General features: G+C 43.7%; 15 protein-coding genes and 2 tRNA genes. 10 read left to right on the top strand and 7 right to left on the bottom strand.

Annotated elements, in window-relative coordinates:
- The first annotated feature begins 105 nt into the window (after nt 1-105).
- From TW81_RS03885 to TW81_RS03855, 7 genes are all read left to right on the top strand, one after another.
- Complete coding sequence (locus tag TW81_RS03885) at nt 106-1,089, top strand: response regulator (RefSeq protein WP_045954411.1); 984 nt, start codon at nt 106-108, stop codon at nt 1,087-1,089.
- Complete coding sequence (locus tag TW81_RS03880; protein WP_045954410.1) at nt 1,086-2,054, top strand: sensor domain-containing diguanylate cyclase; 969 nt, start codon at nt 1,086-1,088, stop codon at nt 2,052-2,054. Before TW81_RS03885 ends, TW81_RS03880 begins: the two co-directional genes overlap by 4 nt.
- Before the next feature lie 181 nt (nt 2,055-2,235).
- Nucleotides 2,236-3,003 (top strand): outer membrane lipoprotein-sorting protein, encoded by a 768-nt coding sequence (locus TW81_RS03875; protein ID WP_045954409.1) that lies wholly within the window; start codon nt 2,236-2,238, stop codon nt 3,001-3,003.
- A 2-nt stretch (nt 3,004-3,005) separates the two neighbouring features.
- The gene (locus TW81_RS03870) at nt 3,006-4,235 is read left to right on the top strand and encodes an ABC transporter permease (RefSeq protein ID WP_045954408.1); all 1,230 of its coding nucleotides are present in this window, start codon (nt 3,006-3,008) and stop codon (nt 4,233-4,235) included.
- Entirely contained in the window at nt 4,225-5,460 is a 1,236-nt protein-coding gene (locus TW81_RS03865; RefSeq protein ID WP_045954407.1) for an ABC transporter permease, read from the top strand. The genes TW81_RS03870 and TW81_RS03865 overlap by 11 nt, the downstream gene beginning before the upstream one ends.
- The gene (locus TW81_RS03860) at nt 5,460-6,206 is read left to right on the top strand and encodes an ABC transporter ATP-binding protein (RefSeq protein WP_084715798.1); all 747 of its coding nucleotides are present in this window, start codon (nt 5,460-5,462) and stop codon (nt 6,204-6,206) included. Before TW81_RS03865 ends, TW81_RS03860 begins: the two co-directional genes overlap by 1 nt.
- Nucleotides 6,206-7,390 carry a hypothetical protein gene (locus TW81_RS03855; RefSeq protein ID WP_045954406.1) on the top strand — a complete coding sequence of 395 codons (1,185 nt, stop codon included), beginning with the start codon at nt 6,206-6,208 and terminating at the stop codon, nt 7,388-7,390. The genes TW81_RS03860 and TW81_RS03855 overlap by 1 nt, the downstream gene beginning before the upstream one ends.
- Before the next feature lie 279 nt (nt 7,391-7,669).
- On the opposite strand, the gene TW81_RS03850 is transcribed toward TW81_RS03855, so the two are convergent.
- The 6 genes from TW81_RS03850 to TW81_RS18815 all read right to left on the bottom strand — a co-directional run bounded on the left by TW81_RS03850 (nt 7,670) and on the right by TW81_RS18815 (nt 14,749).
- Nucleotides 7,670-9,727, bottom strand: a complete 2,058-nt coding sequence (locus TW81_RS03850; RefSeq protein ID WP_045954405.1) for an FG-GAP repeat protein — start codon at nt 9,725-9,727, stop codon at nt 7,670-7,672.
- Between the two features lie 544 nt (nt 9,728-10,271).
- A tRNA-Gly gene (locus TW81_RS03845) sits at nt 10,272-10,346 on the bottom strand.
- Between the two features lie 26 nt (nt 10,347-10,372).
- Nucleotides 10,373-10,447 (bottom strand) — tRNA-Gly (locus TW81_RS03840).
- Between the two features lie 120 nt (nt 10,448-10,567).
- Nucleotides 10,568-11,932: a transporter substrate-binding domain-containing diguanylate cyclase gene (locus tag TW81_RS03835; protein WP_052706142.1), complete on the bottom strand. Its 1,365-nt coding sequence runs from the start codon at nt 11,930-11,932 to the stop codon at nt 10,568-10,570.
- Between the two features lie 108 nt (nt 11,933-12,040).
- The gene (locus TW81_RS03830; RefSeq protein ID WP_045954404.1) at nt 12,041-14,041 is read right to left on the bottom strand and encodes a HAMP domain-containing methyl-accepting chemotaxis protein; all 2,001 of its coding nucleotides are present in this window, start codon (nt 14,039-14,041) and stop codon (nt 12,041-12,043) included.
- 75 nt (nt 14,042-14,116) lie between these two features.
- Complete coding sequence (locus TW81_RS18815) at nt 14,117-14,749, bottom strand: outer membrane beta-barrel protein (RefSeq protein ID WP_052706140.1); 633 nt, start codon at nt 14,747-14,749, stop codon at nt 14,117-14,119.
- A 559-nt stretch (nt 14,750-15,308) separates the two neighbouring features.
- Between TW81_RS18815 and TW81_RS03820 the strand changes: the two genes are divergently transcribed.
- On the top strand, nt 15,309-15,911 hold the full coding sequence (locus TW81_RS03820) for a response regulator transcription factor (protein ID WP_045954403.1): 603 nt from the start codon (nt 15,309-15,311) through the stop codon (nt 15,909-15,911).
- A 35-nt stretch (nt 15,912-15,946) separates the two neighbouring features.
- Here TW81_RS03820 and TW81_RS03815 read toward each other — a convergent pair whose 3' ends face one another.
- Complete coding sequence (locus TW81_RS03815) at nt 15,947-16,837, bottom strand: LysR family transcriptional regulator (protein ID WP_045954402.1); 891 nt, start codon at nt 16,835-16,837, stop codon at nt 15,947-15,949.
- 298 nt (nt 16,838-17,135) lie between these two features.
- On the opposite strand from TW81_RS03815, the gene TW81_RS03810 reads away from it, so the two are divergent.
- A complete protein-coding gene (locus TW81_RS03810; RefSeq protein ID WP_045954401.1) occupies nt 17,136-20,843 on the top strand; it encodes an ATP-binding protein in 3,708 nt (1,235 codons plus the stop codon).
- Nucleotides 20,840-21,997 (top strand): EAL domain-containing response regulator, encoded by a 1,158-nt coding sequence (locus TW81_RS03805; protein WP_045954400.1) that lies wholly within the window; start codon nt 20,840-20,842, stop codon nt 21,995-21,997. Before TW81_RS03810 ends, TW81_RS03805 begins: the two co-directional genes overlap by 4 nt.

Below are 21,997 nucleotides of genomic sequence, written 5' to 3'. Positions count from 1 at the left end.
TAAATGTGTTAAGTATTAGTATTACTTGAACCAAAGTCACAACATAGACGCAGTTTCCATTCCCAATCTATGTGGCACTCTGTTACAGGCTCACGACGTACAATAATGAACATATTAGTGTGTGATGACTCAATAATTGCACGAAAATCGATTATTGGCAGAATTGCTCCATCAGCGAACATTACCATTCATCAAGCTGAACATGGCAAACAAGCGCTCGATGTAATGCAAGAGCATAATATTGATCTGTTGTTTCTCGATCTCACCATGCCAGTCATGGATGGCTTCGAGGTGCTTGCGTCAATGCCAGTGAGGCCACACCCGACTCACATTGTGGTTGTCTCAGGTGACATACAAGCTGAAGCCAAATCGCGTTGTGCCGACTTAGGTGCTGATGATTTTATCGAAAAGCCATTTGTCACTTCCGATATCACTACTCTGTTTGATAAGTTCGCGATACCGCTGAGACAGACTGACGTGCGACCAACTCACCAAGGTCGTAAACCAATTGATCTCATGGCCGCTATCCGAGAGCTGAGTAATATTGCTTTGGGTGCCAGCGCCGCCTTGATATCCCAGCAAATGGGTCGCTTTATCGAGATGCCATTGCCCAACGTCGCATCTCTTCATCAATCTGAGTTGACCATGACGGTGCAAGATATTGTCAACAGCTCTCAGTCACGTGCAGTGTCTCAGCGCTTTGTTGGTAATGGCATCAATGGTGAAGCCTTGGTGTGTTTGCATGGTTCAGGGTTTGAGCTTTTAGCCAGTTCCGATGACGATGAAGGGGCGAGCTCTGTCAATGAAGTCATCTTAGATTTGTCTAACCTACTGGTTTCTTCGTTTCTTAACTCATTTAGTAAACAGCTTGATATCGCCATATCCCTGCGCCAACCGATCGTATTAGAGAAAGATTTTCTGCAAGTTTCTCTTAGCTGCGATCAGTTCCTCAAGGGCTACGAACAAGATATTTTCACCATCGAGTTTGTGTATAAGGCAGAAAACCTTGATATCGCCTGTGACATTATCTTCTTGATGGATTACGAATCTGTAAATGCGATAGAAGATATTCTGGAGAGTGTACTATGACGCCCACTACGGACATCGGCGATCTACATTGGGTGATGCAAATCCTTGGTGATTTAGATGCCGGACTTATCGTTATTGATAAAGAATATAAAGTCTGTGTGTGGAACACCTTTATGCAGTCATACAGTGGTATCCGCGCGGAAGAAATCGTCGGAAAGTTCCTGTTCGAAGCCGTGCAAGATCTACCTGAACTATGGCTACGCAGTAAAGTCAGCACGGCATGTACTCTCAACAGCCGAGGGTTCTCATGTTGGGAAGATAGACCCTATCTGTTTAAGTTTAAAAACTTTAGTCCGATTTCAAACGGCCTCAAAGAGATGCGGCAAAACATCACATTCTCACCCCTGACGTCAGTCAATGGCGAAGTCTCACACGTGAGCATCATCATCAATGATGTTACCGATATTGCGAAAAACAAAATTCATCTCACCGATTCAAACCAGAAACTGTCCGATCTCAGCAGAACTGATGGCCTGACTAAACTCTTCAACCGCGCTCACTGGGAAAACTGCTTACAAAGAGAGTTTGAGAACTGCCAAGTAACAGGAGCGACCTCGTCGTTGGTGATTTTTGATATTGACCATTTTAAAAGAGTCAACGACACCTATGGTCACACGGTAGGTGATCATGTCATACGTCACACCGCTCAAGAGCTGAGGAAAGCATCGAGAGGATCCGATATATGCGGCCGCTTCGGCGGCGAAGAATTCACAGTGCTACTTCCCGGGACGTGCGCGACTCAAGCGCTCTACTTCACTGAACGGCTACGTAAACGCATTGAGAAATCGGTTGTCGACTACGAACAATACTCGGTCAAATATACGATAAGTCTTGGTGTTTGTGAGCTGTCACCGTATCAAACCAGTCACCTAACGTGGTTAGAACATGCCGACAAGTCGCTCTATTTTTCCAAGCAGACTGGCCGCAATCGTTCCACAGTGTTTGATCCCGCATTGATTAGATAGCGCGAGAATGAGACGACTTGAGCGAGCATCGGGTGTTGATCCGCTGTTCGCCAGCATGTTGGACGCGATCTTATTGATATAAAACCATTTATGGCAAGATACTTTACCCATACAGGGTTTGTGGTATCACCTATTTCGTTGCTATATTGACTAGACTTCCTTTTACTATATTGGAGTCACCATGCGCTACTTATCGGCCTGTTTTACCTTACTTTGGCTACTATTTCCTCTTACTTCATTCGCCGCGCTCCCCTCGCCCGAGCAAGCGACTCAGATCGTCGAACAATCCGATCAGGCAATGCGGGGTGAGTCTAGCTATACCGTTTCGACCATGGAAATAGTCCGCCCTGAATGGACTCGCTCTATGAGTATGAAAAGCTGGACCAAGGGCAAAGAGCTGTCGATGGTGCTGGTTACCGCGCCCGCTAAAGATAAAGGCAGTGCCTCTTTGAAGCGTGAACGAGAGATGTGGAACTGGGTGCCAACCATAGAACGAGTGATCAAAATCGCGCCCTCAATGTTGAGCCAGTCATGGATGGGATCAGACTTTACCAACGACGATTTGATCAACCAATCCTCAATTGTCGTCGATTATAGTCACGCCGTTGTTCGCCAAGATAACTTCGATAACGATGACGTTTGGGTTATTGACGCCGTAGCCAAGCCAAATGCACCTGTCGTGTGGAGTAAAGTGCGACTTTGGATTAGCAAAGAAAATCATCTGCAGCGAAAAGTTGAATTCTTCGATGAATTCGAAGACTTAGTCAACGTTATGCAAACCTTTGATATCAAAGAAATGGGTGGACGTTTACTTGCGACAAAAATGGAAATGATTCCGGTAGACAAACAAGGACACAAAACCGTTATGACTACCCATCAGGCGCAGTTTGATTTTGATATCGGCGACGATTTCTTTTCACTCAGTCAGATGAAATCGCTTAGGGAATGAACATGCTGATTCGTTTGGCTTGGCGTAACCTTTGGCGGCAAAAAAGACGCACCATTTTGACTGCGTTTGCCTTGGCACTGGCGCTGTTTTTATCGTTACTGACACGTAGTTTTCAAGAAGGCAGTTACAACGCTAACATTGAGAATTCCGCTCGCTTTTATACTGGTCTTATTCAGTTACAACACCCGGAATTTGCTACCTCCAACAGCATCGATGATGTCTTACCACAAACCGACGCCTACATTCAGGCAGCGCGTAATAACCCCAATGTCGAAAGGATACTCCCGCGAATTGAGTCTGTCGCTTTGGCCGGAGCGGGAGAACGTTCGAAAGGCGTGATGGTGCTAGGTGTTGATCCACTTAAAGAGGATGAGTACTCACGGATAAGCGCCAAATTAACAGAGGGACGTTTCCTCGCGGCCGACGACAATGCGGTCCTTGTCGGCGAAAGTTTAGCCCAATACTTATCCTTAGCTGTCGGTGATGAACTGGTGCTGTATGGGCAAGGCTATCGCGGGCAAACCGCCGCCGGATTATATCAGGTTGTCGGTGTCCTCCACTTCCCGCTGCAACAGCTTGATAATCAGTTGGTCTACATGCCCATCAAAGCAGCTCAAGCGCTCTATTCCACCCAAGAGTTGGTCTCTAATTGGGTGATTGATGTCAAAGACCTCAGCCAGTTAGACAACACCGCTTTCGAACTGCGCCAAGAGTATCAACCGCAGGCGGTAGTGAAAGATTGGCAAACCCTCTCCCCGGAAATGGCGCAACAGATCTTAATGGATCGCACTGGTGGCGTATTCCTCGTCTACGTCCTTTATGGCATTGTCGGTTTTGGATTGTTTGCCACGGTATTAATGATGACGCTTGAACGGCAACGGGAGTTTGGTGTCATGCTCGCAACCGGATTGGTTAGATCTAGATTAGCAACACTGATCTTAGTTGAATCGCTATTTATTGCCGCCATTGGTGTTGCTTTAGGGCTAACACTCAGTGCGCCCGTTCTGGGCTACTTCTACTTTAATCCGATTGAAATCACCGGCGAAGCGGCGCAGCTAATGCTCGATTCTGGCTTTGAGCCGATCGTTCCTGTCGCCATTGACTCCAAACTCATTTTGGCTCAGGTACTGAATGTGTTGTTGATTATGGCGCTGTGCCTTGTTTATCCGTTAATCCGAATTGCTAAGCTGAATGTCGCCTCGGCATTAAAAGGAGGTGCGCATGCTCATTAAACTCGCATGGCGAAACCTGTGGCGCAACAAGCTGCGCACTTCAGTGATTATCGGCGCTATGGTGTTTGGCTTGGTTGGCGTGGTTACCATGATGGGCTTTATGACGGGGTTTGTAGATAGCATGATCAACAATGCTATCCGTTGGCAAACCAGCCACCTTCAAATACACAACAGCCAATATATCGTCAATCCAGACATTAGCGAGCAGATAACACACGGCGAAGAGTTGGTTACTAAACTGAGTAAAATTAAGAACATCTCGGCGATTTCTGCCAGATTTATTGCCGATGGTATGGTGGCCTCAGCGCGCAGCAATCGCGGTGTGCGCATTGTGGGAGTAAATGCAGAAAAAGAAGCGCTCATCACACCATTAAAACAGCATATAACCTCGGGGGATTGGCTCGATTTGCCAGGCCGAAACCCTATTCTGGTATCAGAAAAGATTGCCGAGCGACTCAAGCTCAAAGTCGGTTCCAAGGTCGTACTCACGTTTACCGATAACAATGGTCAAGTAGTGGGGGCTGCCTACCGCGTGCGTGGCATTTTTAAAACGCCATCGAGCACCTTTGATGACAGCAACGTATTCGTGCGCCGAGCCGATCTACAGGCCACCGCCGGCATGGAAGGCATCCATGAGATTGCGCTTGTCCTTCATAACCTTGATACACTGAAAAGTACCCAACAAACAATCCAAGCTGTCGTCACAAACATGGAGCAGTCACCTCAGGCAGCCACTGTGCGTAACTGGCAACAGATTCAGCCTATGCTGTCGACCATGATGGATACTATGGATGTCAGTAATCGGGTGATCATCATCATTTTTGTCGTCGCAATGATGTTTGGCATTATCAATATTATGTTGATGTCAGTATTCGAACGCACCCAAGAATTCGGTGTGCTAATGGCGGTTGGCATGCAAAAGCACAAAATTTTTGCGCTGATCATGTTAGAGACTCTCTACTTGGGTATCACAGGCGCGATACTCGGCATTGTTGTCAGCGCTATTCTGACCACTGTGCTCGGTCAAGTGGGTATCTCTTTAGCGAGCATGTCAGATGGTCTCGGCGCTTATGGGATTGATACCTTACTCTACCCGAGAGTGACCGTGGTCGAATATCAGATGATCTTTGTTACCGTATTAATGGCTAGCGTGATCGCCGCCATTTACCCTGCAAGACAAATACTCAAACAACGCCCAGTAGATGCCATGGCGGAGAAGAATTGATGACGATAAGACTTAAGCAGCTTTATAAGACATACAATCAAAACACCGACTACCCTGTTCACGCCGTGCAAGATGTTAACTTAACCATAGAGCAAGGCGAGTTCGTTGCCATAATGGGTCCGTCAGGATCCGGCAAAACAACCTTGCTCAATTTAGTTGGAGGCATTGACTCTCCAACGTCGGGTGAAGTTTGGATTGATGATGTCGACATTAGCACTTTGCCAGAAAAACAACTGATCGCCTTTCGCCGCGACCATATTGGATTCATTTTCCAAGATTACAGTTTGCTGCCCGTACTCACAGCGCTAGAAAACGTTGAGTTTGTCATGCAGCTCCAAGGCCACAAAGAATCGCAATGTCGAGAGCGTGCCCTTGGTTTGTTAGAGCAAGTAGGACTAAAAGATCAACAAGACAAAGTGCCACGTAAAATGTCTGGTGGGCAACAACAACGTGTTGCGGTTGCCAGAGCGCTAGCACCAAGCCCAAGGTTTGTTATGGCCGATGAACCGACTGCAAACCTAGATGCGAAAAGCACAACAGAGCTGCTTGATATCATGCAGCAGCTTAACGAAACTGAAGGGACGACGTTTATTTTTTCCACTCACGATCCGCGCGTCATAACCAGAGCGAAACGGGTGATTGTGTTTGAAGATGGAAAGGTGTTTGAAGATAGAACCGTTGACCAGACAAGTCATTCTCGATCACAAGCGGAGTCGGCAAGCCTTGCCAATGAGGAAAACGCGTAATGAGGCGCGACTCTTACCTAGGTTGTCTTTGCCTACTGGCTACAAGTTTTTCCGCTGTGACTGCCGCGCAAATTCCGGGGCTGGAACCTGAAAAAAAGTGGGATTTATCTGGCTACATCAAGTATATGGCAACTTACTCACACGCGGATGATGACAGTGATTCACTCGATCATCTTGTTCATCAACGCTTCAATTATGAGTACCGCTTTGACAACGGGCTGAGTTTCAATGCCGCACTACGTAACAGAGCGTTAGCTGGAGACAGTTTAAACATCCCTTACTATGGTGATTATGTCGCCTTCGATAATGGTTATTTTGATCTGAGTAAGAATCTAACCGACAGCAGCGATCTGATTATCAATAGTCAACTTGACCGGTTGTACCTTGATTGGCAGGGCCAAGATTGGCGCGCTAGAGCTGGACGATTTCGCGTCAATTGGGGAATCAACAATGTATGGAACCCTAATGATCTATTTAATGCCTACTCCATCTATGATTTTGACTATGAAGAGCGTCCCGGCACAGATGCTCTCATGATGGGGCGTAAGCTTGGTTATGCAGGAGGTGCGGATGTCATCTTTAATCCTAACACTAACAGCCACTTAAATAGCTATGCCGGACGTTATTACAACAATAAACAAGGTTGGGATTACCAAGTCATTACTGGCAAGTCTCTAAACGACTACGTGCTCGGCGCAGGTTTCGCAACCGACGTTAGCGGTGCGGGAATCCGTGGCGAGATAACTGGGTTTAAGCCGCGCGAGATGAATTATCAAGGTGTTGAGCAGCAGCAGACAGTAGTAATGAGTTTGGATGCGGACTATAGCTTTGGTGGAACACGCAACTGGATGGCACGCGCCGCTTGGCTTTATATTAGTCATCCACTGGATGTCTCTAGCGCTCAAGCCTATCTTAACCTACCGCTCAGTGCGAAGACCTTAAGCTTTACAAAAAACACAGGCTATGCCGATGTTAGCTTTGATTTAACGCCACTCAATCGCATAACGTTGTCAGCAAGTTACTACCAAGACAACTCGTATTTCGTCGGCCTATCTAACAGCTATTCACTAGCCAACGATTGGCAGCTACTTGCAGTGCTACAACGATTTGATGGCAGTGACAACAGTTTATTTAGCGAGACACCAGCAACACTTTTGTTTGTGAATATTAAATGGAGTTTTTAGGCTCGATGATGAATTTAATACAAGAGAGACTCTGGAGCGTACTGCGAGAATAGAGCACTACAATTATGAACAATTCATTTCTCATATTAAAGACCTTGAAGACTCTATAGCAACACAACCCAATTTCAACGTTACCCTTGCTACTCCTAAGAAGAAAAAAATAAACGAAGCGGCTATGCACCACTTCGTTTATCCCGAATCTGTAGCTAGTAGAGGAAACAACTAATCACTAGAAGCTTTGAGTATCAATCAAACCGCTACTAGATGGGTACACAGATTTCAATGTTTATAAAGGTATACGTGACCATTTTTCTGTGCACGGATTGCCGATACACTCCCATTAGTCGCAACAGTTGCTGACGTTCCGTCACTAGGTGAATTGTAATCCATCGCAGGTAAACTAACCTGAGATGCATTAACATCGGTCGCTGATAAATCAAACAGATAAGCATTGACCTCAGCACCATTTTGGTTAGTTCCGACAATAGCATAATCTCCCCCCAGTGATAACGTATTACCAAACTCTAGGCTGCTTATCTCTCCTTCAGCAGGAATGAGCTGGATAGGGTTGTTCGCTGTATTGGCGATGTTGTCGTGATCAATTGTATAGAGCCAAGCTGTGCCTCTAGCATCAAAGCCGTTCGCGTCATAATTGGGTTGACCAACTAGGATATAGTCATCGGAAATCGCGACGCGATAGCCAAACTCTTCAAGCCCCCCTGTAATTTCTGGTGGAGTCAGTTTCAGCACTTGGGTGACATTAGTGAGATCCGTGCTTCCAATCTTATAAACATAGACTGCACCATTACTATTCATACTAGAGGCACCGACGACAATCAGATCCCCATTCGTATCTACTGACTGTCCAAATGCACTAGCAGAATGGTTATCTATAGGATTTAGAATCACTTCGCTATTAACTGTATTGGCGATATCGCTACTATCAATTTTGTACAGATACGTTTGACCCCCACCTGATTTATTATTAGCCCCGACAATAAGGTATCCATTCTTGACTATTACATCGATTCCATATTGATCTGATAAACCTAAATCGGTTGACACAATTTCAGTTTGATCGTTGTTGGTATTTGATATGATATTGGGGTCAAATTTAAACAGTGTTATAGTGCCTCCACCTTTTAGAGGGGTTCCAACAACTACATAATTATTGTCCATAGAGACGGCATGGCCATAAAATCCCGAGTCTGTAATAGAGCTGGAAATTTCCACAGCAGAAGAACTAATATCGCCTGCTTCTAGATCATAAATCCAAACCTTATTATCACTACGGGAGCCAACAATCATATAGTGACTATTTAAATAAATATCTTTGGCATCCACGCCAGTACTTTTAGTAGCAGGTAGCGTTAACTGAATTTTTGAATTCGCTAAATCATTGATAAGAAAGCTTAAGCTAGAACTACTTGATATACTCCCAGCACTAGCGGTGACAGCTAACACTTCCGTCAATTGGGATGCTGTAGAAGTATAATTGCGTTGTGGCATCAAGTAGGTAAAACTGATACTCCTGCCACTAACACTAATATTGCTGGTAGTCGCACCTATGTAAGAGGAAATACTTACCCCTGAGCTATTTATATCTTTATCGAAATTGAGTGTTAGACGATATTCGGTACCAACATTCAATGCTGAGCTAGTGGTGATTTCAGTGGTATTTAGATATAAAGTTTGCAAGACTGCAGCACTATCACCAGTACCTGTATTTGTATTGTCACTTGACTCTAGCGGCACTCCAGATTTCCCAGAGGCTTTAACTCGAGCCGTAGTGGCATCCAAGTGATTTTTGGCGTCCTCTTGAGAAACAAGAGACTTACTTGCTTTTCCTACAATATCTACAATATCGTCTTCTGTTAGTTTAGAAAAGTCTACCTCCGTGCTACCTACATGTTCAGTAATAATAGACAAGCTATTGGCGCTAAGGTATATACCGTTGGAGCTATCATCATCGTCGTCCAAAGACTGCAGCAACTGAGCCATTAGCAATACACTTTCGTTGTCCGTTTCATTCCGATCTACACCTAATAGATCCTGAACCAGCACAACATTATCGCTCTCCATCACAGATACTTCACCAATTTTTAAACTGCCAGTATAAAATTGTATTGGGCTGCCCACTGGGCAAGTAAACTCCCCATCTTCATTTGTGGTTCCTGAAATTGAACCGCAACGATATTCAGCATTACCGATAGCAGAATCAGCCAAAACACCTGTTTCTGTTTCATAAGTTGTCCCCCCTCGGCAGCCAAATAAAACGGACAAAAGCAGCGTGGACGACAGCAAGTAGCTTTTCCTTGTTGGTAGAACTTTATTCATCAAACAACCTCTAATATCATGTACATCATTCATAATCGGAAATATTATTATTTTATTTATTGCTGGTTATAATCGCGGGCAGAGTATAATCAGAAATATCGTAGAAATCACCACACTTTCTGTGAAAATAAAGGTCATAAATTCCATACTGACGAACAATAATAGGGAAGGCGTTTTAGGTAGTTTAAGACAACTCTTCGATCTAAAAATCAAGTTAGTAATGTGTATGTTGAAGAATCCTTTAGCAGACCAATGTACGCAGAAAATGATTTTCAATGGCAAAGAACTTACACTTCGGTCTACCCATTCAATCGATTCTTAACCTCATCAAATGAGCGACATAACACCGTAGTCAGCTTACAGCGTTTCAATTATTTTAGCGGAATTGTAAATCCATTCACTTGACGGCAATTAGCTCAACAAACGATTAAAGAAGTAAATACTGAGATAATATAAGGCGATTTCTCATAGCTGCATCGTGACCGCATCATCGTGTCACTTGCAAACTGATATATCGTGCATTTTTAGTGGAAGACATTGAATCTGGAGCGTACTGCGGGAATCGAACCCGCATCATCAGCTTGGAAGGCTGAGGTAATAGCCATTATACGAAGTACGCATTGATGTGGTAAGACTTAAGCGACTTGGAGCGTGCAGCGGGAATCGAACCCGCATCATCAGCTTGGAAGGCTGAGGTAATAGCCATTATACGATGCACGCATAATCGTAAAGTCGATTTCAATATGCCACAGATAACTGAAAAGAAAAGCGTTTTCTACCAATATATGAGTTAAGTGGTGAAGTTAGCAGCAATTTACCTATCGATTGCTGGTTTTGCACTCAGGCGCGGTGATCCATGCGTTTTGCGGTGACGCGATCTTTGCCTTCCGTTTTCGATTGATACATCAGTTTGTCGGCATCAGATAAAGAACTGCTTAGTTGCGCTTTAGAATAGTAGGCACAGCCTAAGCTGACCGTCACCTTCAAATCAGGGTATTGTTGCAACCTGACTTTACGAATTACGTTGCAGATTTTTTCAGCCACCGCTAACGCTTCTTCAAAGCGAATACCACTTAGCGCAACTGCAAATTCTTCCCCGCCGACTCGGCCCATGAGATCGTTTTCTCCAAGAACACCACTCGCGGCGTGAGCGACACTTTTTATCACTTCATCGCCCGTTTGATGACCAAAGTTATCGTTCACCTTCTTGAAATCGTCTATGTCGAAAACCATCACCGCAATCGAACCACCAGCGTATAACCAATTTTGAAATTCTTCGAAGAAGTGGCGGCGATTACTCAACTCGGTCAGTTGATCGGTTTCTGCCAGTTTTTTGAGTTCCATATTGGCCTGTTTAAGCGCACGTGTCCTGACTTTAACCGTTAAATTTAGTGCCACAATATAGGCTAGTGTTGCCACTCCGATAATCAGTGCGGCAATCGGAAATAAGTATTCGGGGTAAACCGTGCTGACATACATCCAACGGTTAAGAACTTTTTGCTTATCATCAACACCAAAAGTGTTCATCCCGCGTGTTATTTGCTGTTGCAATTCTTTATTACCTTCGGCAACAGCGGCACGTAGTTCGCCCGAATAGAGATGTCGTACACCCACAAAACGCTGTGGGTCACGACTGCTAAACAGATAAAAATTGGCCACTTGCAGCTCGGCAACGAACGCATCAAGCTCGCCGTTAAACGCAGCGTCAATCATAAGTTGATTGTTGGCATAACTGTTCAAATTTAGGTTGGGGAAATGGCGCTGAGTGAACTCTTCTTCATAGCCGCCAGTCACCACACCCACTTGATATTGATGCTTACCCAGCATAAATTCATCCAGATCTGTCCCAATCAAGTCTTGGTTAATATACATCTGGGTATCAATGGTAATAATTTCGGGGGCGTAATCTAAATAGCTGTCGCGTTGTTCAGACCACAATAACCCAGCATGAATATCGGCTCGACCATCTTTGACAGCGTCTAATGAGCCTTGCCAGTCGAGCAGCAGAAACTCTATCGCGACCGCATTTTTGCGTCCGTACTCTCGCCAATAATCAATCAAAATACCATCAGGCTCACCTTTTTGATTAATAAAGGAAAATGGCTTCCAAGCTTTAGAGTTGGCGACAACCAGTTTCTCTTGATGATCAGCATGCGCACCAAAAGTGATTAACACTGCGAGTAAACCAATAAAAAGTCGAACCACACCTATCCCTGCCAAAAGCGAGCGCTACAATGCCATCATTGAGCGGTAAATAATGATTATCGATAAAAAAAATGAGACACCCAATAGCATCTCATTTTTCATTCACGTTTACGTGGTCTGAAAGCGGCTCATTTCTCCATTGAGCTCATCGACTTGACCTCGCACCTGATTTGAAATGTCAGACGAGGAGTGAGAGATTGCCACCACACCGTCGACCGAAGCAATCACCTTGTTCATCAGGGATTGAATTTCGTCTGTCGCATCAGACTGTTGCTGCGCCGAACTCAATAAATCTTGCATCTGACGATTGAGCTCTTCAATTTTCTGCGTTGTAGAGCTCAACGTGCCGTAGGCCTGCTCTGTATGGTTGGCTCCTTCTTCTGCCAACAACTTGCTCTTGTCAATTTCTCCGACCACCGCAGCCGTCGAAGATTGTATTGCGTTGACAATATTGTTGATCTCCGTTGTCGACTCCGTCGTTCGTGTGGCTAATAAGCGGACTTCATCAGCCACAACCGCAAACCCTCTGCCATACTCTCCTGCTCGCGCCGCTTCAATGGCCGCGTTAAGCGCTAATAAATTGGTTTGCTCAGCCAATCCTTCGATAACTTCCGTGACACGACCAATTGCTTCACTCTCTCGGCTTAACTCGTCGACTTGTTCACTCGCTTTTTCAATTGTGGCGTGCAGTAGGCCAACCGTATTCTTATTTTGATCCAGCGCGCGTGAACCTAATTCAATTTGCGCACGTGATTCAGAAAGCGCACTCGCAGACTGCTCTGCTTGTCTCGCAGTATCAGTTGCAGAGTGACTGACCTCAGCGACCTGCTGCCCAACCAGTTCCATGGTTGATTTTTGTTCATCAACCTGACTGACCGTTTTCGCGTTGGCTTCAAGTAACGAATGCATGCTGTTACTGACTGTCGAGGCTTTGCTACTTACGCCTTTGACAATATTCGCCAGCTCATCGTTCATTTTGTTGATTGAGCGCGTTAAGCTGGCAAGTTCATCAGAACCATCAATAGAGAGAGACTGCTGAGAAACATCACCATTAGCAATCGACTCTGCACGTCGCGAGATGATCTGTACCCGACGACCGATACTCTTACCCATAAAATGAGCAGTAGTCACTGCGACTACCACAACCATCGCAATAGAGACGATCAGAAGCGTAATCACACTTGTTACAGAGTGGAAAATTCCTTGGCCACTTTTATCTGCTATGGCTTGCTGACGATTAATGACCTGATCGAGATTCGTATTTAACGCGCTCACCGCTGGCACCAGTTCATTGGCCATTTTTTGGTTGGCAATGTTCCAGTCACTTGAACGCCTTAACTGGACGACTTGTTCGGCCAAAGGGAAATAGAGCTGTTGCATCTCTTTGAACAGTTCCCATAAACCTTTATCACTACTTGAAAGTAGCGCAAGTTTCGAGTCAATTTCCTGCACCGACTTAGCGTGAGATTTTAAGAAGTCTTGGTACTTATCTAAGTGGTCTTGTTTGCCATAGAGCAGAAAATCACGCATTGAAGAGAGTGCATTGGCGAGAGAGTTATAACTGTCGGCGTAGAGTCTTAATAAACGTTTACGCTCTTCACCCTCTTTATTGCCAGATTCGTCATTAATTAAACCTTGGAGTTGATCGAGAGCCACCTCAGCAATGGGTGCGGCTTCATTGATAAACAACGAGTGCGCTGGAAGGTTCTCATCACTATGACTGAGCTCGGAAATTTCATTCAATGACTCTGCGACCACTGCCCACTGCGTTAACGTTTGTTGATAAGCTTCAGGTGACAACAACGGCTCTAGCGTCGGTAATGACTCTTCTACGTTAAGGAGAGTTTGATCCAACTTCGCTTTTTCTGCTTCCCCTTTGACTTCATCGCCGCCGAGCAACATGTAGGCTCTGAGCGCCGATACTGTCGCATGAATCGATTGTTGAATGGATCGCCCTGCATCGACGGTTGGCAAATCGCGATTGAGCAATGAGGCGGTGTGAGTTTCAACGGTATTTAGGCTGCGATAGATAAAAAACGCAGAAACGATAAAAAGTACTGCAAGTGACAGAAAACTGAGCTGTAACTTCCCTGATATCGTGAGTTTCATCCTTCAACTCCAATTAGTTAGCTATTCCTTACTATAGCGTTTTGAACATTATTGTTAAATATATGTATAAAGAATTTATGAGCTTGGTTCGGCTACTTTATTGCTCTCTAGCAATATATCTGTAGGCGTATATTGAATGCGACTGAACCTGTCCCGACCAAAAGAGTAGGAAACAGACAACACTACATTATGGCTACCATCTTCCGAGAATTGCCCTGCACCAAGATTATGTATGTACTGATACCCTGTTGAGAGATGAAAAAATGGACTCGCGGTATAGCCGATCCCAACTCCTCCTAAAGGTGAAAAGCCACTGCTTTGTTGTCTGTTCTGATCGACAAATACGTTATCACTCTCCCAAAAGCCTACACCTACGCTACCGTAAATATTAACGCTATTACTAACATACCAATCGTAGCGAAAAGTACTCTCGATTAGAGAGGTATCCATATCAACCGCTATAGCCTGAGAGGACTTATGGCTTTGATATCCTGCGTTTATACTCCAAGAGTCAGAAAATTGTAACCCGCTATAGAGACCAAATATATCGCTAACAGGTTTAATAAGGTCATCATTATTGAGCTGCCACTGATACGAATAATCTAGGTTCTTCTGTTCCTGTGAAAATGCGTTATTCTTTACTTCGTCAGCATAAATGTTTGACGATAATATACCCAAAATAATCCACCACTTTTTACAGCCAAACATTTACAACAACCTATAGAGTTAATCATTACTTGGAACAGAAATCTAAATTCCATATATAGTGATTAATTTCATTGGCAATTAATATCATCTATAGACTGATCATCTTGTAGTAAAATTCTGACATTACTAAAATGGACACCTAACGGGGTCTTGCCTTCTCTTTCAAGATTCTAAGTTTTATATCTGTCGTGAATACATTCATTAGTCACTAGTTAATTCCCAGATCCTATTCGGTTCAATACTCTCGTTAACTAGCAGCTAGACATTTCCCTAGCCTGCTCAGGCTATCTACACCAAACTGACCAAAATCGTAACGTAAGGATGTAAAAAGGAACTAATCTGCCTTATTGAACTAGCACGTTATCGACGCCTAGGTGAGTTCGAACTGATTCAGAAGGGAAGAGCGAGCGATTCTTTCGATGCACTGATATCTGTCTGGCACACTTTCCTAATCGGCAATCGTGAATTGCCACACTTTCCGTAAGAATTGTATTACATTCATCTCATAAATTATCGCATGGATGCCCTTCACTATTAGAATGAATCAGAGAGCATAAAAATGAAGTCAGCACTAAAAACGTTAATCATTGATCGCCAACCATTATTTCAAGATGCATTGGAAAACGTTATTCATCAAATATTGCCTCATGCACAGGTAGAAAAAGTTTCGTCTTCACTTGATGCCCTACAATATTTAAGACACGTTAACTGTCAGTTAATCATACTTGACGTAGAGTTAGAAAACTCTGATGGTTTCGAGTTTGTGCGTCGCGCTAGAGCGCGAGGGTTTGCTGGAAAAATCATCTTTATTTCAAGTCATAATCATCCACTATATTCTGATACAGCTCATAAAATAGGTGCCAATGGATTTGTCCTTAAAACGGAACCAGTGACAGCAATTGGCGACTCAATACGCAGTGTTTTACAAGGCTATGCTGTATTTAAGCAAGATGGCTGCCTATCAGGTACACATCCTGCACTTTCCAGCCGCGAAACCATTGTTCTCAACTACTTAATTCAAGGATTTTCGAACAAACGTATCTCAGAAGTGTTATCGCTTAGCTCGAAAACCATCAGTACGTACAAAACTCGAATTCTTTCTAAATACAAAGTTAAATCGATCATTGAGTTAACAAAGTTGAGCGGTCAGCTCGTAGCCTAGTGCGGTAGTTTACTTGCCAGAGGCAGAGATAATGGCTAAAAAAGGTGTTGCTTCAGTTTTTCGTAAAGCAGTTTATGCAGGGGACTGTTTCGGTGTGTAAGACGAGACACGGATACAACATTGGGCAGCCCTTCACCCATCATCTCACTGGGGATATCCTTCACAGACAGGTATTCTCGCTGTGACAACGACGCTAAGTTAGGAAGAAAAGCGGCGTACTCTAGTTCTTCCAGCATCTCAAATAAGCAGCTCATCTCATCAACAGTCACTATTTTATCGACCTGAATACCGTACTTTTCCAACTGAACACTAATTGCTGCCTGAGAATGCCTCCACCCCTTCACTTCCATCATCACAAACGGCATTGCAAAAAGCTGTTCTAATGTTCTATGTGAGTAACGTTTGGCGCAAACAATACTTGCCTTGCACTGGCCTAAAGTTTGCTGAAAAAGGCTCTTAGATAAATCCTCATTAAAATACTGGACGCCCATTTCCACTGTACCTTCCGAAATTAGCTTGGCTGAACTGTCATTCCAGTTCATAAATTCTATTGTTGCATTTGGAAACGTGGACAATAGGTCAATCAGGAGCGACTTCCCTATGAGATATTGAACAACACTAGGTATTGCCAATTTTATAGGCTTGTCATAGCAGACAGGATCAAATTCCGTTCCCTCAATAGACTGCTTTATCACCTCCAGCCCGCGTTCAATGCCAGGCAAGATTCTTAGAGTAAAAGACGTAGGCTCCAATTCATGGGAACCTCTTACAAAAAGAGGATCGCCTAACTGCTCTCTCAACTTAGACAAGTTTTTACTAATAGCACTTTCAGTTTTGTCTAACTCCTGAGCAACCGCTTTGAGTTGTTTATGTCGAGCAAGCAACAGTATTACTTGAAGTAAATTAAGATCGAGATCAGATCTCACAATAACCGACCGTTATATTCATAAACTATAAAATAACACTACTATAACGCCGAGGTTACATCCAGGTATTAACAAGCGTCACATAAAAGCCTCGTGAGATAAATATTTTAGCCTCAGGTTCCATCTTAAATCTGACAGAAATAACGACGAACTCTTCTCTATTTTGTGTAAGAAACTCCCTACAAAAAACAAAAATAATCTTTAAAATCAAATATTTAAAAAATCCACAACCAGAGCTAGAAATTGACATCTATCACATTATGCATAGGATCTACATTCAATATATTAGGAAGGTGTCATGACTCGAAAATTTCAAATACGATACATCGTTTTTATCACTCTATGCTTAACGTTTTTGTCACTCAATAACGTTGACAATGCATATGCTAGTAATAGCCGTCTGAATGTATCTGAACATGAAAAGAACTCGACACTAGTCTTTGGCACCGTTACGGATACGACTAATAGTGACACATCAGTGGATATGGGTGATGCATTCTTTCGTATCAATCATGACTACCTAGTAAATATCGGCAATGTCCTCGATTTCGAAGTAAGCCTCAAAGCCTACCCTACGGTGTCCGCTCTACTAAAAGGCGTTGAATTGGGTGAGGTCGTGGGTGCCGTAGGCTTTAGTAAAACGTCTGCAAGGGAAAGCAAGTTTATTTTCTCAAACCCATTTTTTACCAGTAACGTTTCCGTGTGGTATGCAGACAAATATATGGAAGAAAAAGGGGCAAAAAACCTAACTTGGGCATGTGTGGAAGGGACATCTTATTGCGAACAACTAACTAGCTTTGGCATAAGCAATATTTTCTACGCCAAAAACTTATCACAAGCGACCGAGTCCGTCCTATCTGGAGACAGCGATGCCGTTATCTCCAATTTCGTCGTGCTTAACAAATTTCTAGATAGCCAAGATATTGTCAAAGGTACCCTATCTACGCCAAAGTGGGTGAAAAATGAGGAGGTTCGACTCATTACAACGCAGCGATACGCTCCACTAGTAGATAAAATAAACCAAGTTCTCGACTTAGAATCAAAAGGAAGCAATATACGTTCGATCGCGTCTGATAACCTATACCATACGGTAGAACTGAAGCTTAATGATTACCAGGCAGCAGACGAATATCACCAATCAGTTACCTACAGTGCCGCCGTTGACGCTTATCCATTTTCCTACATTGGACAAAATGGTCAGATTGAAGGTTTTCTCAAAGATTTCTTTCAATTGCTGAAATCTCGAACCGGGTTGGAATTTCAACACGTAAAGCCAAATACCAATAACAACCAGCTATCGTCTTATAACACCGATTTAGTCCCTGTGGCTTATACCGAGTATGAAAAAATTGAGAAATGGCAGCTAACTCGTCCTTTTCTAACTATTAACTATGTCGCGCTATCACGTGACGAAGATAGCACAAGTGCAAATACTAAAGTCGACACTATTGGCCTGTTTACAAGTAGTGAGCATCAAGGTTTTGTTCATTTAACTGGCTGGCGAGATAGTAAAATTAAACAGTATGAAACCATTAAAGAACTGCTTACCGATTTAAAACGTGGAGCCGTTAAGTTTGCCTATGTACCTGAAGATATTGCACACACTCTAGTGGTACGCAATGACTTAGGAGGGTTAGACATGAATGGATACGAGCCTCTTAAGATCAATCTGGCTTTGGCAGTGAAAAACTCACCTAAGTTGAAAACCCTTCTCGATAGCATCTTTACTACTTTGGATGTGAATGAGATGAATAAGCTAATGCGAAGTTATCGCCAAATTAATTTCATCCATGGGTATGACGACAAACAAGTCATAACCATAGCTGCCGCAGTATTAATATTAATGCTTCTTGGCTGTGCATTGTCTTATTTTATCGTGTCGAACCTCAAGCTGAAAGTCGGGCTCGCAGAAGCTAATGCTAATCAAGAAGAGAACGAAAAAGAGTGGCTCAAAAACATTATCTCCGAGCTCGACAGTTGGGTGTTCATTCATGACAGTCAAAACCAAATGGTACTGAGCAATTGCGCTCATTTTAAAAATGGGGACTGCAGTGGTTGTAGTGTGGCAAGCCGAAGTGCTCGTTCGCCTCTCGTTGACAACAAACAAGAAGTCGTTCGAGTACTCAGTGGGCAAACAATTGCAGACTTTCATCAAGTGCAAGACTGCCGATTATCTGTTTCACACATTTTTCGCCAACGGAAAGCGATTTCTTCACCTCGCTCATCAAATCGTTTTGTCTTAACCATTCTTAACGATATTACGGAGCACAAAACTAGAGAAGCGGAACTAACAAAGGCACAAGAGAGCGCTCAAGAAGCGGTTGTCTCACGCGAGCGATTTCTTGCCACTATGAGTCACGAGTTACGCACACCTATCGCGGCAGTTCAGGGGTTGTTGGAGCTCATGCACCTAAGACCTCTAGAAAGCGAAGTACTTGAACTTATTGATCAAGCAAAACAATCAACCAGACACTTGAATAAACTCGTGGATGAGGTCCTCGACTTTTCCAAATTACATTCAGATCAGTTGAGTATTAACCCGGTGGAGACTGACCTATTGGAAACAGTAGGCACAGCTATACGTTCCTTTGAAGGAGCGATTCGAGCCAAAGAGCTAGATTATATTGTCGATATAGCCCCATTTTCTCAGCATCATGCTGTCATTGACGATGTCCGCTTAGTGCAAATCATTAATAACCTAATGTCGAACGCCATCAAATTTACGTCAAGTGGATTCATAAAAGTTGAAATGTCAGTAAGTGGTCAGGCTTTGTCCATGACCATCTCGGACAGTGGCATCGGAATGACACCTGAGCAAATTGACAAAGTATTGAACCCTTTCACACAAGCAGATAACGGTGTGACACGACAATTTGGTGGCACTGGCCTTGGTTTAAGCATTGTGGACAAACTAGTAACTTGCATGGGTGGCACACTCGTCTTAGACAGCATCCTTAACGTTGGGAGTGTTTTCCGCGTACAGCTACCGATTGAAGTCAGTCCTTTTCATGGCGCGGCAATAGAAAACGCGACGTATAGCGAGAACCTTCCAACATGGCTAGCTCAATGGTGTCGAGTGTGGGGGTTGACGCCGAGCAACGACAACGCAAGTCTGCTGATGTTAGATGAGCAAACGCTCGCGATCCGAACTTCCAAAGACAATTTATATGAGATGAGCGCAGTGCAATACCGCTACCCTCACTTGGTTCATAGTGCCTTGTCAAAACTTGGCTCTTCAAATAGAGCAAGCGAAGAGGTCGCAGTTATAAGTGTTGATAAAAATCATGCAGGAACACCCCAAACACTTCCCTTACGTGGAAAGGTTCTGGTCGCTGAAGACAACCTCATCAACCAGAACATAATTGCTATGCAACTCTCCGAACTGGGCGTTGAGGCAACAATTGTCGATAACGGCCAGCAGGCATTGAACTACTTACGTAGCAACACTGACTTTAATGCTCTACTCACTGACTTCCATATGCCAATCATGGATGGGTTTGAGCTGACACGGCATATTCGCCAAGACGAATCACTATCTAGCTTGCCTGTCATCGGCCTTACGGCGGAAGACTCGCGAGTCGCTCATGATCTAGCGAGCCGTAGTGGTTTAGACAAAGTGTTGTGTAAACCATATAGCATGCTTGATCTGTATGCAGTGCTTAGTAACTACTTAACGCCGGCTAAATTTAACACCGCCACCCCCGTAGTACCGGGCTGGCTAGAACCTTTTACAAATGAGCAGAGACTAGAGTTTTCGGAGTTGTTTATATCTACGATGAGCCAAGATCTAAACAAGCTCAGAGCGAGTAGCGACGACAACGACCAGCGGCAAGCCATTCATTACATAAAAGGAGGATTAGCAGCAGTCGGGCTAACATCACTCGTTAATGATTGCCAAAGCATCGAGAAGGCTACACCTAAAACTTTTCCAGAAAAGGTGCAATTTTTAATCGAACAACTCACTAAAGAAATAGATGCCGTAAAACATTGGAGAGCTTATCAATGAATAAAAATATCAACGTGATGCTCATTGACGATCATCCCCTACATTTGAGAATGCTTGAGTGCACGCTACGTGAATTAGGCGTGACAGAAGTACACAGTTTTACTTCTGTGAATGAAGCTACGCAAGCACTTGATAAGAACCAATATCATCTTATTCTTTGTGACCTAAGCATGCCAGAACACGACGGCATTGATATGCTGGAATTGTTAAATGAGAAAGATTTTAATGGGAATGTCGCGATCATCAGTGGACTAGATCAACCCGTTTTGTCGACGGTGAGGGAGATGTGTCGTGGCTTTAGCTTCAACTTGATAGCACAAATTAACAAACCATTTGTGGTGGATGAGATCAATTCACTGTTTACGCCTCAGCAGGTAAAAAGCCATAAAACCGCAGCTCCCGCATTTAAGGTTAATGATGCAGCATTTTTATACGCTTTAGCGGATGGGCAAATTTGTAACTATTATCAGCCTCAAATCTGCATTAAAACCGGAGAAGTGATCGGAGTAGAAGCTTTGGTTCGCTGGCTACATCCTTCACATGGCGTCCTGTTTCCGAACTCGTTTTTACCTATAGTCCAGAGCTGTCAGCTCTCCAATGAGCTATTTGAAACCGTCTTGGAAAATGCGTTATCAGACATGCAAAAAGGACTATTACCGTACAAAGTGTCAGTCAATGCAGACCAAGCAAACTTAGAAAACCCTGACTTTGCTGACCAAGTAATGAAAATGTGCCGTCAATATAGTATTGACCCAAATAGACTCACTATCGAGATTACCGAAGAATACTCATATAGGAAAAGTCGTTCGCTCTATAAAAATCTCGCGAAGCTTAGAGTCAACCATATCAATGTATCAATTGATGATTTTGGTACTGGCTATTCGTCGTTAGAGAACCTCTATGCATTTCCGTTTAACGAAATAAAAATTGACCGAAGTTTTGTATATGGAATTGAAGATGATGAGAAGAAACAGCGTATCGTCACTTTAATCTGCAATTTAGCACGAGATTTTAGCATTAACGTAGTCGCAGAGGGGATAGAGACAGAAGCGAGTAAAGACATATTACATCAACTTAACGTGAACGTACTCCAAGGTTATTTGATTAGCAAACCCATTCCTGTGTCGGAAATGAAAACGTTTCTAGGCCAATAA

This window comes from Vibrio galatheae (assembly GCF_000967545.1).
GTDB lineage: Bacteria > Pseudomonadota > Gammaproteobacteria > Enterobacterales > Vibrionaceae > Vibrio > Vibrio galatheae.
Note: the sequence above shows the minus strand (reverse complement) of the source record. Positions and strands in the feature narration are given on the sequence as shown.